Below are 15,640 nucleotides of genomic sequence, written 5' to 3' on the forward strand. Positions count from 1 at the left end.
CATGATGTGTTTGGGTTTATCTTTTCTCTCTTTAAGATTGGAAAGCATTAAAGCCTTGCGCAGTTAAGGGAAATTCCTGCCCATCGCGGGTTACGAGTTGTGCACCCTCTTCTTTCTTTGTAATCGCACCGATAATGCGGATATCATCTATGGCTTTCAGCTTATCATATTCGCTCAATGGAGCAGTGAAAAGCAACTCATAGTCTTCGCCGCCATTTAAAGCGCAAGTCGTGACGTTCAAATTAAACTCTTCGGCTGCAGCAGCAGTCTGGTAGTCTAATGGGAGGCGGTCTTCATAAATGCGACATCCGCAATTGCTCTGTTTGCAAATATGCAAGAGTTCAGAAGAAAGTCCATCGCTCACATCCATCATCGCAGTAGGGTGGATCTGGGCTTTGCGAAGTATTTCTGGAATGTCACGACGAGCTTCTGGTTTAAGAAAGCGTTCAATCAGGTATTCACGTCCGGCAAAGTCTGGTTGAGCAGCCTCTGCACCATTTTTTTGCTGCGACTCAAAAACGCGTTTCTCTCGCTCCATTAGTTGAAGGCCTAAATAGGCGGCTCCCAAATTTCCACTAACGCAGATTAAATCATTCTCTTGCGCGCCGTTGCGATAGACAATATCAGACTCATCGGCCTCGCCGATGCAAGTTATACTAATAGCTAAACCCGTTAGCGAACTACAAGTGTCTCCCCCAACAAGGTCAACTCCGTGGCGTTCGCAAGCCAAGCGTATGCCGGCATACAAATCTTCAGTAGCCTCTATGGAAAAGCGTCGGCTTAAGGCCAAGTTTACGACCAATTGGCGTGGCGTGCCATTCATTGCATAAACGTCTGAGAAATTTACCTGTGCAGCTTTATAGCCTAAATGCTTTAAGGGCGTATAAACTAAATCAAAATGGACGCCCTCCATCAGCATATCGCTTGTTATAAGCACCTTCTTATTCGGGTAAGAAAGTACCGCACAATCATCTCCGACGCCTTTTAGCGTAGACTCATTCGTGTTCTTAAGGTCTTTTGTCAAATGGCGAATCAGACCGAATTCTCCTAAGGTCGAAATGTCTGTCATTGAATACACTTAGAAATAATAACCCAATCCTATGCGTAAGCCAATAGTACTGCCTCGTGAGAAATCGTTGAGACTTATCTTGTAATAGAGAGCAGGCTCAACGGCTATGTAGTGATTGAGGTAGAATGTGTAGCCCACTTCTAAAGGAACAACAATGTCATTGTTGCCTGTAGATGTGTGCTCGAATCCGGCACCGGCGCTCAAATACACACCATTTTGCAAAATATAATAGCGTAAGCTTGCGCCCAAACTGAGGGCATTATATTTACGTGTATGTTCAAAGCCAACATTAGCGTGTAGCATCCAAGAATCGGCGAAGAAATAGCCTGCGTCAGCTTGTACACCAAAACGCAGGTGCTCATTGGAATTATAACTGAGGCCGGTAAAAGACGTTCCGACGTATTTCGTACCTTCTTTAAATTGAGCTTTGGCTGTCGTTACCAAGAAAAGAAGCAAGAATAAAGAGACGATTTTTTTCATTGTTACAATATTGTGTTACTGATTATTTATGCGCAAAGGTACGTAATTATACTTACATCTTATCTCTTCCTAATTCTTTTTATATACTTCTTATTTTCTTTTCCTTTTGTAGGAAAAGTGCGGATAACATAGTGAATGAATCTTATGCTTAGTTTGTTCGGATGCATCGTGCTTTTTCTACGTGAAGTACAAATGCTCTGTGTTGTTGTGAAAGCCTTAGTTATTGCTATGTTTTGATAAAGAAATGATGGAGAAAGTTGTTTGTTGAAGTCTATTTTTTAATTTTGTCTCCGACAAACTCAAAATCGAAAGAGATTATGCTAGGTAATTTTAAGTATTCTAATCCGACAACACTCTATTTCGGAAAAGATGCGTTGAACGCTCTTCGAGATGAATTGAAGCAATATGGACCTACTATTATGTTGAGCTATGGTGGGGGTAGTATTAAACGCAATGGTATCTATGATGCTGTGATTGAAGTTTTGCAGACTTGCGGTAAGCACATTGTAGAAGACGCGGGCGTAATGCCTAATCCAACGGCCGAGAAATTAAGAGAGGGTGTAAATCTGGCAAAGGCCAATAAAGTCGATCTTATTCTTGCCGTAGGTGGAGGATCTACCATAGATTATGCAAAGGCGGTCAGCGTAGCTGTCGATTGCGATAAGGATCCATGGACACATTTCTTTTTAGAGAGAAATGAACCTCAAGGAAAGATCGTACCAGTGGGCGCTATTCTAACCATGGTTGGTACTGGGTCGGAAATGAATGGCGGAAGTGTGATTACAGATTCTGCAACAGGATTGAAGATAGGCCACGTTTTTGCAGAGAATGTCTTCCCTAAATTCGCCATACTCAATCCTGAGTTTACCTATACTATTCCTGCGTATCATATGGTTGCCGGATTCTTTGACATTATGTCGCATATCATGGAACAATACTTCAGCAATACAGATGATAATACGAGCGATTATTTGGCAGAAGGGCTTATGCGCTCACTTATTCACAGTAGTCGCATTGCTGTGCTAAATCCGCAAGATTATGAGGCGCGTTCTAACATTATGTGGGTTGCTACTTGGGCTTTGAATACGCTTATAAGCAAAGGAAAAGATGGAGATTGGAACGTCCATATGCTTGGGCAGGCAATAGGGGGCGTAACGAACGCTACGCATGGTATGACTCTAGCTGCCGTAAGCCTGCCTTATTATCGCCGAATAATGAAGGCCGGACTACCTAAGTTTGTTCGCTTCGCTACAAACGTGTGGGACGTTGCTACAGATGGCCGAACGGAAGAACAAATAGCTGTAATCGGACTTGAAAGATTAGAAGACTGGATGCGCGAATTGGGCTTGGTAATGCACGCGGCCGAGTTAGGGTTGAGTGAAGCCAATTTGGAAAAAACGGCAGATGGAGTTTTCTTGATAGGTTCCGGCTATAAGCCGCTTACGCGCGAATTTGTGCTTGAGATATTAAAGGCTAGCCTATAATTTTCAAGTTTTTCATTGTTTATGGGTCAATTTGCTTTCTAGTGAGTTGACCTCTTTTTTGCATTAACAAAAAAATAGGGCGGTATAAGCTTATTATTTTGTCTAAGACTTGCATATTTATATGCAATATCGAACAAGCCGTGTAAGCCAACCTGAAAGATGGTGTGCAACATATTATAGTGGTACGAAAATCATTGATAGTTAATTTTTTAACTCCTATTGTTTTAGTGCTTTTAATTTGAAATTCAACGCAGTAAGACTGAAAATTATTCTCTAAAAGACAATCTTGCTTTTGTACCATCACGGAGGGATAAATCTATCATCACGAGAGAATATTTGTACTATCACGGTGGTATTCTTTTGTCATCGTGAAGGTATAATTAAAACTCCGGAAATTTTGATTTCATTATGAGATATAATGCTGTAAATTATGCTCTTTAATTTGTTCACTTTCTGTTATTTAGAGATAGACTTTGATTGTATATCATTACATTTCATAATGAGTTCGTAAAACAAAATAGGTCGCAGTTGTTCGTTGGTATAGGAAAGTAGATAAGCAGGACTTCGCTCGCAAAAAGTGTACATCAGGCATCTTTACTGTGATTTTAGGGGGAGTACAATAGGCGTAAAAAAGTAAAAATCGCTTTGCTCATATCGTTAGTTGTCGTATTTTTGCATGCAATAAAAGACCACGTAAACATGACTGCTGATTTTATTGCTGACAGAATCGTTATGGATGGACTCACGTTTGATGATGTCCTCCTCGTCCCCGCCTATTCGGAAGTGCTTCCACGCACTGTAAGTCTAAAAACTAATTTCTCACGACATATAGAGTTGCAAATTCCTTTTGTGACTGCTGCTATGGATACTGTAACCGAGGCTCCGATGGCTATAGCTGTAGCCCGCGAAGGCGGTATCGGTGTGATCCATAAAAATATGAGTATTGAGGAGCAGGCGCGCCAAGTTGCTATTGTGAAGCGTGCTGAGAACGGAATGATTTATGACCCTGTCACGATTCATAGAGGTAGTACGGTGAGAGGTGCCTTGCAATTGATGCATGAGTATCATATTGGCGGTATTCCCGTTGTGGATGATGATATGCATTTAGTGGGTATTGTCACCAATAGAGATTTGCGCTTTGAGCACAACCTGGATCAAAAGGTGGAAGATGTTATGACCAAAGAACATTTGGTTACGACTACTCAACAGACAGATCTGCAAGGTGCTGCTCGTATCTTGAAAGAGAACAAGATAGAAAAGCTACCCGTGATTGATAAAGACGGAAAGTTGGTGGGTCTGATTACGTATAAAGATATTACCAAAGCCAAAGATAAACCGATGGCTTGCAAAGATGCAAAAGGTCGATTGCGTGTGGCTGCAGGCGTGGGCGTCACTGATGATACAATGCAACGTATGGATGCATTAGTACAAGCAGGGGCGGATGCCTTAATTATAGACACGGCGCACGGCCATTCACGCTTTGTTATTGACAAGCTGCGGGAGGCAAAGAACTGTTTTAAAGATGTAGATATCGTTGTCGGTAATGTGGCAACGGGTGACGCGGCTCGAATGCTGGCAGAGGCGGGAGCTGATGCAGTCAAAGTGGGTATCGGACCGGGTTCTATTTGCACAACGCGCGTTGTGGCTGGTGTAGGCGTACCGCAGTTGAGTGCTGTCTACGATGTTGCTCGTGCTTTGAAACCATTTAATGTGCCCTTGATTGCCGATGGCGGTTTGCGTTATTCAGGAGATGTGGTAAAAGCCATTGCAGCCGGAGGCTTTAGCGTTATGATTGGATCTTTGGTAGCCGGAACAGAAGAAAGTCCGGGTGAAACTATTATCTTCAATGGCCGTAAATTTAAAGCTTACCGCGGCATGGGAAGCTTAGAGGCTATGGAGAATGGCTCAAAAGATCGCTATTTCCAAGGTGGCGTGAAAGAGGTTAAGAAACTTGTTCCCGAGGGTATTGCCGGTCGGGTTCCGTATAAAGGTACGGTACAAGAGGTGCTCTTCCAATTGTGTGGTGGTTTACGTAGCGGTATGGGCTATTGTGGAGCTGCAACAATCGAAGACTTGCACAAAGCGAAGTTTACAAGGATTACTAATGCTGGTGTATTGGAAAGTCACCCGCACGATATATCCATAACTTCTGAAGCTCCAAATTATTCCAGACCAGAATAAAGATATTATTCATCTAAAAAAAATAACATTTTGGAGAGATAGATTACCTCTCTTAATGCTTAAAAGCCCATATATGAAACTGAAATTATCTTTCGGCTTAATATTGCTAAGCTTGTTTGCTATCAATATCGAACAACTACAAGCACAGTCAGCTAATGATCCTGTTATTATGACCATAAATGGTCGACCGATCTTACGCTCTGAGTTTGAATATAGCTATAACAAGAATGGTAAAGAAGCTGCTGTCGTAGAAAAAAAGAGCGTTGATGAATATGCTGAGATGTTTCTTAATTATAAGTTGAAGGTGGCTGCTGCTGAGCGAGCTCGCATAGATACGACAAAAGCTTTTAAAGATGAATTTCGCACATATCGCGATCTGCAATTGACACCCTTTATGGTGGATCAGGCTTTCATTGATTCAACTGCTATTGCTTTGTATGATAATATGAAGACGCGCTTGGGTGGTAAAGACTTGTTGCGCCCTGCTCACATATTATTTTCCGTAAAACAAAACGCTACAGCCGCTGAAAAAGAAACGGCCAAAATGCGAGCAGACTCCGTTTATCAGGTAATTATGAATGGCGGAAATTTTGCAGCTTTGGCTAAGGAATATTCGGGAGATTTGGGATCTGCTCTTCGTGGTGGAGAAATTTCTTGGATAGGTCCGGGTGCTACAGTAAAAGAGTTTGAAGAGGCTGCTTATAAGCTAAAAGTCGGAGAAGTTTCTCAGCCTGTCCTTACTCCTTTCGGGTATCATATTATTAAGATGCAAGAGCGTAAACAATTGGAGCCCTATGCAGAGTTGCGCGATCAAATTCTCTATTCTTTAAAACAGCAAGGGGTAGATGAAATCTCTGCAAATGAAAAGATTAGTCGAATCATTGCAGAATCAAAAGGGCGCTTAACACGTGAAGCTGTAATGGATAGTTTGCTTAGAGCTCACGATGCAGACTTAAACCTTAAATATTTGATTCAAGAATATCACGATGGCCTTTTACTTTTCCAAATTAGTAAGGATAAGGTTTGGGATGAGGCAAACCAAAATGATAAAGCACTCAATGCTTTGTTTAAGCAGAATAAACGACAATATTCTTGGATAGAGCCGCGCTTTAAAGGCTTTGTAATACATTGCAGTAAGCCTGAGCAGGTTAAGTTAGTTAAGAAAGTATTGAAAAAGAGCGAGAATGGCGATTGGCAGTCTGCTATTACGAATGAGTTTAATAAGGACTCTGTGACAGTCGTTGTTGCTGGGCCAAATATCTGCAAAAAAGGAGAAAACCCTTATGTTGATGAGTTTGCTTTTGGAATTAAGGGCAGCGCAAAAACTTATCCGAAATTCGTTTATACAGATGTGTTTGGAAAGATTTTGAATCAGCCAAAGTCTTATCAAGATGTGCGCTCTATGGTGATTAGTGACTGGCAAGATATCTTAGAGAGACAATGGATAGGAGAGTTGCGTAAAACGATCCCTTATTCGGTTGACAAAGACGTTTTAAAGACGGTAAATAAACACAACTAATATAAAAGACTTAGCGTCAGATGAGAAAAGTCATTTTAATCCTCTTTGGTTGCTGGGCACTTTGTAGCCAAGCTCAACGCCCGAGAAATGTTGTTGATGAGGTTATTTGGGTAGTAGGAGATGATCCTATCTATCTTTCGGATGTGGAGCAAGCCAGATTGTATGCAGAATCAGAAGGACAAGCTCTGGAGAACCCATATTGCATAATACCGGAGCAGATAGCCATACAAAAATTGTATTTGCATCAAGCAGAAATTGACAGTATTACGGTCAGCGAAGGAGATATCATACGTGCTGCAGACGAAATCATAAATAGATACATTCAAAATATAGGCTCTAAAGAGGGAGTAGAAGCTGTAATGCATAAAAGCATATCGCAACTACGCGAAGATTTTAAACGTAGTCAGCGAGATCGTATGCGCATACAACGCGAACAGCAACGTATAACGGAAAAGGTTGCTATAACCCCTGCAGAAGTAAGAGAGTATTTTAAGAATCTCCCTGCTGATAGTCTACCTCTCATACCTACACAGGTCGAGGTTGAGATAATAACTGCGCAACCTCAACCAACACGTGCAGAAGTCGAGCGTATAGAAAATAAACTAAGAAGCTTTGCAGATCGTGTAAACTCAGGAGAAACTGAGTTTTCGACTTTGGCGCGTTTTTATTCGCAAGATCCTGGTTCTTCTCGAAATGGAGGAGAAATGGATTATATGGGAAGAGGGCAACTAGTACCTGAGTTTGCAAACGTAGCTTTTAGTTTGAGTGATCCCAAAAAGGTTTCTAAAATTGTTAAGACTGAATTTGGCTATCATATTATACAGCTAGTCGATAAAAGAGGAGATAAGGTGAAAGTGAGGCATATATTACTGAAGCCAGATATTTCATCAGATGAATTTGCACGCCAAGAGGCAAAGTTGGACTCAATTGCAACTCTAATCAGAGAACATAAACTTTCTTTTGAGGATGCTGCAGCCATTTATTCTGATGATAAAGACACTCGAAATAATAAAGGTTTGATGTCTTATGTAAATCCTGAGGATGGCATGCTGACGGCGCGATTTCAGTTAAAGGATTTGAACCAGAGTATCGCACAGGTGATAGACACGATGAAAGTAGGTGAGGTTTCAAAGGCAATCACAATGACTAATGCAAAAGGGCAGGACGTTTGTGCGGTTGTAAAACTTAAGGCTCGTATTGATGCGCATCGTGCAAACCCAAAAGAGGATTTTCAAAAATTACGCGATGTTGTTTATGAGAAACGCTGTAATGAAAAATTGGATGAATGGATTGCAAATAAGATAAAGACAACTTATGTGCGCATAAATCCAGATTTTAAGAACTGTACCTTTAAATATAAAGGTTGGATAAAGGAGTAAATTGAAACACTTACCTATTTATAGAAAAACACGAATAGCTCTAATATTACTATTAGGGCTGTTTTGCTTTGTGACCGTTTTTGCAGTAAGGCCAAGAAAAAAGTCGAACGAAAAAATTGTGTTGAAACATGCTGATCGGTGGTCTTATGATCAATTTAGACAACCTGACGCGCAGTTTCTGAATGGTAATGTCGTCTTATTACATAGCGGTATGACCATGTCTTGTGATAGTGCGATTCTTTTCCAAGCAACAAATTCGTTTGAAGCTTTTGGGCATGTTAAGATATTGCAGGGAGATACACTGTCTCTAAAAGGTGAGTATCTCTTTTATGATGGAGGAGCCCAATTGGCACAAATGAGAAAGAATGTAGTAATGAAACATCGTACACAAACTCTCTTGACTGACAGTTTGAATTATGATCGCTTGTATGGTATTGGATATTTTTTTGCAGGAGGAGAGCTTATTGATGCAAAAAATAGGTTGACGTCTGATTGGGGAGAATACGATACAAAAACGCGCAAGGCAAAATTCAATTATAGTGTAAAGCTGAAGAACCCGCAATTTATGCTTACATCTGACACGCTTCATTATGATGTTATTTCTAAATGGGCGGAAGTTCAAGGGCCTTCTAATATCATTAGTGGCAATAATCATATTTATACAGAACGTGGTTATTATAATACAACAACGGAACAAGTAAGGCTTTATGATCGGCCTGTCTTATTTAATCAAGGTTCAAGACTTGTTGGAGATACATTATTATATAACAAGCACATAGGTGTGATTACGGTCAGACATCATATCTCCTATGAGGATAAGAAGAATAAAATAAAAATGATGGGGGATTATGGGCAGTACAATGAATTGACTGGAGAAGCGCTTGCAACAGGCAAAGCATTAGCTAAGAATTATACCAATGGCAAAGATACGCTTTATGTACATGCAGATACCTTGCGGCTATATTCTTATAATATGAAGACAGATTCCGTTTATCGCGTTCTGCATGGCTCTCCTCACGTGCGTGCATTTCGGACAGATGTGCAAGCGGTCTGTGACTCTCTTGTTTATGATACAAAGAGAAAACAAATGTTATTATATAAAGATCCCATAGTTTGGAGTGATCAAAAACAAATTGTCGGGGAGGAAATAAATGCTTTTATGAATGATTCTATCATTGATAGTATTTATGTGCGCCGACAAGCTTTACTAATCGAAAAGGTTGATTCTACTCATTACAATCAAGTTGCGGGGCTATTGATGAGAAGTTATTTTGATGAGCAAGGACAGGTTCGAGAAAGTAATGTAGATGGTAATGGAACATTAATATACTTTCCCCTAGAAAAGGATAGTACAATTCTTTATCAAGTTTATACTGAGGCTACGAATTTGCGTTCATGTTTTGTCCAAAAGCAGATGAGTAAACTACTGGGGTTCCCATCGCCGATAGGAACTGTATATCCATTGGCGTTGGCACCAAGAGAGAGAACTTTCTTACCTTCTTTTGCTTGGTTCGATTATATTCGTCCACTAAGTAAAGATGATCTCTTTGAGTGGAGATCGAAGAAGCAAGGTAGTGAAATGAAGCCACTTCCTCGGCGAGAAGCTCCAGTACAAAATGTAAAGTAGGTTTCAAGTGTCAGATATTATTCATCTTTTACCAGATTCTGTTGCAAATCAAATTGCAGCAGGAGAGGTTATTCAGCGTCCTTCTTCAATCGTGAAAGAACTAATAGAGAACTCTATAGATGCGGAGTCTTCTTTAATTCAAGTTTTTATTACTGATGCCGGTAAGTCGTGTGTTCAAATAGTCGATAATGGAAAAGGTATGAGCGAAATGGATGCTCGCTTGTCTTTCGAACGTCATGCGACATCTAAGATAAGCACCCCTTCAGATCTATTTGCGTTGAAGACAATGGGATTTCGTGGAGAGGCTTTGGCTTCTATAGCCGCCGTCGCACAGGTAGAGCTTAAGACAAGAACAGAAGAAGAAGAACTAGGTATCTGTGTAGATGTTGAAGGAGGTAGAATAAAGAGTCAAAGTGTTGTAGCTTGCCCAGTTGGAGCGAATTTTTCTGTACGTAATATCTTTTTTAACATACCAGCTCGTCGTAAATTTTTGAAATCTAACCAGACGGAAATGGGGAGCATTATGTCAGAGTTTGAGCGCCTTGCTTTAGCCAACCCTTCTGTTGCATTTAAGCTCTATAATAACAATTCCCTATTAATTGATTTGCCAGCTGGAAACTTTCGTCAGCGTATAAAAGCATTGTTTGGTTCAAAGTTAGATGAACAGCTTATGTCTATTGAAGTTAAGACAGAGCTGGTTTCTATTAAAGGCTTCGTTGGGAGTCCGAATAGCTCAAAGAAGAAGTGTCACCAATTTTTCTTTGTAAATGGGCGCTATATGAGGCATAATTATTTTGCAAAGGCTATACAGACAGCTTTTGAAAGGCTTATTCCAGAGAATGAACAGATTCCCTACTTTGTTGCTTTGGAAGTAGATCCTTCAAGAATAGATGTGAATATTCATCCGACAAAGACTGAAATAAAGTTTCAAGATGAGGGTGCAATTTGGCAAGTAGTTTTGGCTTGTGTTCGAGAGGCATTAGGAAAATATGCAGCTGTACCTTTGATAGAGTTTGACACAAATAATAAGCCTGTTATGCCTGTTTTTGAACCAATAGATAAGGCGCAGGTGCTTAGTCCACCTCAAGTTCATATAAACCAAAACTTTAATCCTTTTAATAAAGAACGTTCTCATCAAAATACTCGACAAGTCGAAAGTAATTGGGAAAGAGATCTAGATAGACTTTTTCAATCCCGACGTTCCGAGTTGTCTGCTTTGACTGAAGAACAATCAACGTTACTTGCAAAATCTCCAAGTTTAGAGGGGTTTGATGTAGATGATCTTTCTGATAAGTATATGCAATTGTTAGGACGGTTTATTCTTTTACCTGTAAAGTCTGGTCTTATGCTTGTTGAACAGCATCGAGCTGATGTGCGCATTTTGTATGATTACTATTTGCGTCAGATTAAAAATCAAGCAGGTCCATCTCAAGGTATATTATTTCCTCAAACGATTCATTTTTCTCCAACGGAAAAGGTCTATTTAGAAAAGATTTTACTACCACTCACTGATATCGGTTTTGATCTTACGCAGCAGACGAATGGCGAGTATGAAGTAAGAGGTATTCCATCAGGCACAGAAGGATTAGATATCTCAGATCTTCTATTGAATATAGTTCAAGAGTTGAAGCAGGGAAATATAGAAGCTATTAATGAAATTCATCATCATGTCGCTTTAACTTTAGCTTCAAAGTCTGCTATTCCTATAGGTGAAGCGTTATCTAACGAAGAGATGGGTAATTTAATGCAACGATTGTTTGCCTGCGAATGTCCTAATTATGGACCCGATGGAGCTACTATTCTTGCAATTATTCAAAGCGAAAAAATATTGAGTATATTTAGTTAAAGGACCTTGCTATTGTTGTAGAAGTGCCAAAAAAAACCGTATAACTAATGATTATATGTTTTTTTGTATCTTAGTTTTGATTGTTTGAATATGATTTCTCTATATTTGCGTAAAAATTGGGAGATAGAGGTCTTCTCTGTGAGTTCCCTAATTAGAAATATATTGTCTCACTAAAATATGTAAGTTATGAAAAAGATCATGATTACATTAGCTGCTCTTGCTTTAGGGTCGTCTGCAATGGCTCAAGGAACAGTCATTCCGACTAAAAAGTATAGCGTAGCAACAAATTCATTTTGGTCAAATTGGTTTTTTAGTGTTGGTGGTCAGTATAATGCTGCCTACTCTTCACAGGAAGTACACGGATTATCTGGTAATCCGTTCACGACAACACGTGGTGTTTTTGGTTTTAACGCTGCCATTGGTAAGTGGTTTACCCCGAGTATCGGTCTTCGCACGAAATTTGAAGGCGTATGGGGTAAGCAGGTGAATACAGAGAATGATCACCACACCTATCACTATTGGAACATTCACGAGGATGTAATGTTCAACTTATCTAATATGCTTTGCGGTTATAACGAGAAGCGCGTTTGGAACTTTATTCCTTATGCCGGTGTTGGTGTCGCTCGCAATATGTCAGCAAATACTTATGATATCTCTTACCAAGCTGGTTTGTTGAACAACTTCCGCTTGAGCAAACATTTTACACTGTTTGTTGATGTTTATGCAAATGCAATTGAAGGCACGCAAGACATCACGGATTTCAGATATCCGGATGGATGGTCTGGCTATAAGAAGTCTAGGTCTCGTCACTGGGACAAGATGATTGGTACTGCTATTGGTCTTACTTATAACTTTAATAAGACTGATTGGGATCAGGTGCCTGATGTAGATGCTTTGATGGCAATGAACAAAGAGCAAATGGACGCTCTTAATGCTGCGTTGAAGGATCAGCAAGATGAAAATGCACGCTTGCGTGAGATGTTGGCTAATCAAAAGCCTGCAGAAACTATTGAGAAAGTTACTACAGAATATGTTGTTACAACGACTTCTGTATTCTTTAACTTGAACTCTTCTAAGATTGCAAGCCGCAAAGATTTGGTTAACGTGAAAGAGGTTGCAGAATATGCTAAGGCTAATAACACGAAGATCCGCGTTACGGGTTACGCTGATAGCAAGACGGGTTCTGCCTCTATTAACCGTCGTCTTTCTGAGGCACGTGCTGCAGCTGTTGCAAACGAACTCGTTAAGATGGGTGTAAGTAGAGATAACATCATCACTGAGGCTAAGGGTGGTGTAGACACATTATCTCCGTTCTCTTACAACCGCCGTGCTACGGTTAAAATTGCAGTTGAATAATAGTTGTTCTCAATAAGAAGGTAAAAGGGAGCTCTATGTGAGTTCCCTTTTATTGTATAGATAGATATAAGTATAGATATATAGGGAAGCTGTGCAATACAACGCAATACTTGTTTGGTTCATCTAATTGAAGATTGATTGACCATTGTATGCTTTAGAAGCGTTAGCTCTGTTTATATGGTGTCACTTCTCGGATTATTTATTTAGAAAGTGGTAAAAATAAGGAATGTATATAAACACAACAAGAGGCAACCTTTAGATTGTTGAGGTTGCCTCCTGTTGTGTTTATAGCTTTGTTGAATGTGGCTTTAATAAGTACGAGGTCCAAATATTGCGGTACCAACTCTGATGTGATTGCTACCTTCTTCGATAGCAAGCTTGTAATCGTGAGTCATTCCCCACGATTTTACATTAAAGTAATCTTTGTCGGAGAAATAAGTGCTTTTAAGTTCTTCAAAAAGCTGCAGTGCAAGTTGGAATTCTCTGCGAATTTGTGATGTATCGTCAGTATTTGTCGCCATACACATTAAGCCACGCAGGCGAATATGTTTCAATGCTTTCCATTCTCCATCAGCTAACAACTGTCGACAAGCTTCCGGTGTAAAACCATATTTTGTCTCTTCTTGAGCAATGTGTACTTCAAGCAAACAATCAATTATGCGATTGTGTTTAGCCGCATGCTTGTTGATTTCTTTAAGCAGCCTAAATGTATCTACGGCTTCTATCATAAATATGTAAGGCGCTATATACTTTACTTTATTTGCTTGTAAATGGCCAATAAAATGCCAAGCAATGTCTTTAGGTAGCTCCTCCTGTTTTATGCGTAACTCCTGCTCGTGGCTTTCACCAAAACAGCGTTGTCCGAGCTCATAGCAATCTCTAATTTCTGCAATTGGATGAAATTTAGAAACCGCTACCAAGTCTACCTCATGAGGGATTGTAGCACGAACACATTCCAAGCGTGTTTGTATGGCACTCATATTTAAGCCTCATCTACTTTACGAAAGTTGTCCGGTGCCATCTCTTTATAATGATAGATGTCCATAATAGGTGTTTCCTGAACAGAGGCAATCGTATAATCAATCGTAGATGTTTTCATTCCCTCATCCAATCGCTGAATGCTATCACGCAAGTCTGCTGCTTGTACAAGTACATTCTGTGAAGTTTTCTTTTCCTTCCCGCTTTTCTCATCTAGCGTAATAAATTGTAGCTTGGCTTTAAAAAAGCGATCAGCGCTTTCATCCGTAGATTCAAACAGTTCTGCATAATGTGCACGCTTAATGTCAGCTACTTCAAAGATGCCGGTCATAAAAGGTTTGATTTCCTCTATGATTCTTTTTTCTGCCTCGGTAAAGCTGATCGCATCCACCAAGTAAGGTTCAGATACCTTCTTAACTAAGCCGTTTTCAAGCGTCTTTTCGTATTTGATGGTGCATTGAAACCATTCATTCATAATGATCTTGTTTAATTGTTGATTGAAAGAATAGAGGAGGGTAGTATGTTACCCTCCTTAAATCACATCTGCAACTGCCTTAGGCTGAAGTTGCTCATAAGTTGGCTGCAGTCTACTTTTCCACGAATGCCGCTGAGGCGACCATTTTGCGTATATTGCCAGATGATATATTGTTTTCCATCGTTTAGAGTCGGCTCATCGTTGCGATAGCGGGCAATCATCCAGTGATAATCTGGGAAAAGACCTACGAAGTGTCGATTATAGAAATTATGGAAAGTATAAAGCAATGGCTTCTTTCCATAATGTTGAGTCACCTTCTGTATAAATTGGCGAAGATTATCAATAAATTCTTCCTCACTACCGCTCGCATGCTCGATATCGATGATAGGGACGAGATCTTGCGACTCTTTTTGAATTGTTGAAGTCATATTATCAAACTGCACACGCCAATCTATCGTAGGACGATAAAAGTGATAGCTACCAACAGTTAGTCCTACTTTTCGTGCCCCCTCAAGGTTTTGTTGATAATATTCGTCAACTAAAGATGCCCCTTCTGTTGCTTTAATGTACACATAGGAAATCTGCGAACTGCGCACAACTTCTTCCCAATCAATCTCCCCTTGGTAGTGAGATACGTCTATACCCTCCTTATATTTCAGGTTCATGTTAGCTATCGTACGCTTGATAACGCCTTCAGTTTGTGGCATTACTTGGCGTTCAGCTTTCGCCTTAAGTGAAAGATGGTCCGGTTCTATAATTTTAGACTTGCCTGCCGAAGTTGGAGGTATGCGGTGAATCTTATCACGGGCTTTTAATGGCGCTGCAAAGAAACAACTTAATAATAATGCGAGTAGAGTATGTCGTACTGAAGTCATTTTATACGTGCAATTTCGACTGGCAAAGATACATTTATCTCCTTTTATAACAAAGAGATAAGTGCTTTTTTATGTAAACTCTTTTGCATATGAAGTGTTATTTCTGATTAATGGCCAATTAAAATACAGCTTGAGTTACTTAAGACTCATAAATAGGATGAATAATAAAGATCTGCGTGTCTTATATTTAAGGAATAGATTTAGCTAAACTGTTGTTGATGTTTGCGGGGCCATTATATTTTACACTTGAGCAGAGGTTAGCACCACTTATTCTGACTTTTACTATGTACCATCGTGATGGTAGATTTGTGCTCTCATAGTAGTACGTTTGTACTCAAGTGGAGGGACAAATTTTCTTTCACACAAGAAAA

The 15,640-nt window shown here is 39.9% G+C and carries 12 protein-coding genes; 7 read left to right on the forward strand and 5 right to left on the reverse strand.

Annotated elements, in window-relative coordinates; genetic code table 11:
* Window positions 1–31: 31 nt before the first annotated feature.
* Together thiL and GCWU000325_RS10500 are read right to left on the reverse strand one after the other, a co-directional pair.
* Window positions 32–1,069 (reverse strand): thiamine-phosphate kinase, encoded by a 1,038-nt coding sequence (gene thiL, locus GCWU000325_RS10495; RefSeq protein WP_006256617.1) that lies wholly within the window; start codon window positions 1,067–1,069, stop codon window positions 32–34.
* Between the two features lie 9 nt (window positions 1,070–1,078).
* Window positions 1,079–1,549 (reverse strand): outer membrane beta-barrel protein, encoded by a 471-nt coding sequence (locus GCWU000325_RS10500; protein ID WP_006256618.1) that lies wholly within the window; start codon window positions 1,547–1,549, stop codon window positions 1,079–1,081.
* A 317-nt stretch (window positions 1,550–1,866) separates the two neighbouring features.
* Here GCWU000325_RS10500 and GCWU000325_RS10505 point away from each other — a divergent pair, with 317 nt between their 5' ends.
* The 7 genes from GCWU000325_RS10505 to GCWU000325_RS10535 all read left to right on the forward strand — a co-directional run bounded on the left by GCWU000325_RS10505 (window position 1,867) and on the right by GCWU000325_RS10535 (window position 12,941).
* Window positions 1,867–3,033 (forward strand): iron-containing alcohol dehydrogenase, encoded by a 1,167-nt coding sequence (locus tag GCWU000325_RS10505; protein WP_006256619.1) that lies wholly within the window; start codon window positions 1,867–1,869, stop codon window positions 3,031–3,033.
* A gap of 699 nt (window positions 3,034–3,732) precedes the next feature.
* Window positions 3,733–5,214, forward strand: a complete 1,482-nt coding sequence (gene guaB, locus GCWU000325_RS10510) for an IMP dehydrogenase (protein WP_006256621.1) — start codon at window positions 3,733–3,735, stop codon at window positions 5,212–5,214.
* Between the two features lie 73 nt (window positions 5,215–5,287).
* Window positions 5,288–6,733 carry a peptidylprolyl isomerase gene (locus tag GCWU000325_RS10515; protein WP_169303836.1) on the forward strand — a complete coding sequence of 482 codons (1,446 nt, stop codon included), beginning with the start codon at window positions 5,288–5,290 and terminating at the stop codon, window positions 6,731–6,733.
* 20 nt (window positions 6,734–6,753) lie between these two features.
* Complete coding sequence (locus GCWU000325_RS10520) at window positions 6,754–8,112, forward strand: peptidylprolyl isomerase (protein ID WP_006256623.1); 1,359 nt, start codon at window positions 6,754–6,756, stop codon at window positions 8,110–8,112.
* 1 nt (window position 8,113) lies between these two features.
* Window positions 8,114–9,739 (forward strand): OstA-like protein, encoded by a 1,626-nt coding sequence (locus GCWU000325_RS10525; RefSeq protein ID WP_154646669.1) that lies wholly within the window; start codon window positions 8,114–8,116, stop codon window positions 9,737–9,739.
* 7 nt (window positions 9,740–9,746) lie between these two features.
* The gene (gene mutL, locus GCWU000325_RS10530) at window positions 9,747–11,585 is read left to right on the forward strand and encodes a DNA mismatch repair endonuclease MutL (protein WP_006256626.1); all 1,839 of its coding nucleotides are present in this window, start codon (window positions 9,747–9,749) and stop codon (window positions 11,583–11,585) included.
* Between the two features lie 186 nt (window positions 11,586–11,771).
* A complete protein-coding gene (locus GCWU000325_RS10535) occupies window positions 11,772–12,941 on the forward strand; it encodes an OmpA family protein (protein ID WP_006256627.1) in 1,170 nt (389 codons plus the stop codon).
* 308 nt (window positions 12,942–13,249) lie between these two features.
* Here GCWU000325_RS10535 and GCWU000325_RS10540 read toward each other — a convergent pair whose 3' ends face one another.
* The 3 genes from GCWU000325_RS10540 to GCWU000325_RS10550 are packed head-to-tail and all read right to left on the reverse strand — an operon-like array spanning window position 13,250 to window position 15,269.
* On the reverse strand, window positions 13,250–13,921 hold the full coding sequence (locus tag GCWU000325_RS10540) for a YggS family pyridoxal phosphate-dependent enzyme (RefSeq protein ID WP_006256628.1): 672 nt from the start codon (window positions 13,919–13,921) through the stop codon (window positions 13,250–13,252).
* Window positions 13,922–13,923: 2 nt separating this feature from the next.
* Entirely contained in the window at window positions 13,924–14,400 is a 477-nt protein-coding gene (locus GCWU000325_RS10545) for a DUF4494 domain-containing protein (protein WP_040599857.1), read from the reverse strand.
* 56 nt (window positions 14,401–14,456) lie between these two features.
* On the reverse strand, window positions 14,457–15,269 hold the full coding sequence (locus GCWU000325_RS10550; RefSeq protein WP_006256630.1) for a glycoside hydrolase family 25 protein: 813 nt from the start codon (window positions 15,267–15,269) through the stop codon (window positions 14,457–14,459).
* Window positions 15,270–15,640 lie beyond the last annotated feature (371 nt).

The organism is Alloprevotella tannerae ATCC 51259 (assembly GCF_000159995.1).
GTDB lineage: Bacteria > Bacteroidota > Bacteroidia > Bacteroidales > Bacteroidaceae > Alloprevotella > Alloprevotella tannerae.

What these genes read in the sequence shown, in the direction of transcription:
- thiL (WP_006256617.1), bottom strand. Translation starts at nt 1,069, where the DNA reads ATGACAGACATTTCGACCTTAGGAGAATTCGGTCTGATTCGCCATTTG.
- GCWU000325_RS10500 (WP_006256618.1), bottom strand. Translation starts at nt 1,549, where the DNA reads ATGAAAAAAATCGTCTCTTTATTCTTGCTTCTTTTCTTGGTAACGACA.
- GCWU000325_RS10505 (WP_006256619.1), top strand. Translation starts at nt 1,867, where the DNA reads ATGCTAGGTAATTTTAAGTATTCTAATCCGACAACACTCTATTTCGGA.
- guaB (WP_006256621.1), top strand. Translation starts at nt 3,733, where the DNA reads ATGACTGCTGATTTTATTGCTGACAGAATCGTTATGGATGGACTCACG.
- GCWU000325_RS10515 (WP_169303836.1), top strand. Translation starts at nt 5,288, where the DNA reads ATGAAACTGAAATTATCTTTCGGCTTAATATTGCTAAGCTTGTTTGCT.
- GCWU000325_RS10520 (WP_006256623.1), top strand. Translation starts at nt 6,754, where the DNA reads ATGAGAAAAGTCATTTTAATCCTCTTTGGTTGCTGGGCACTTTGTAGC.
- GCWU000325_RS10535 (WP_006256627.1), top strand. Translation starts at nt 11,772, where the DNA reads ATGAAAAAGATCATGATTACATTAGCTGCTCTTGCTTTAGGGTCGTCT.
- GCWU000325_RS10540 (WP_006256628.1), bottom strand. Translation starts at nt 13,921, where the DNA reads ATGAGTGCCATACAAACACGCTTGGAATGTGTTCGTGCTACAATCCCT.
- GCWU000325_RS10550 (WP_006256630.1), bottom strand. Translation starts at nt 15,269, where the DNA reads ATGACTTCAGTACGACATACTCTACTCGCATTATTATTAAGTTGTTTC.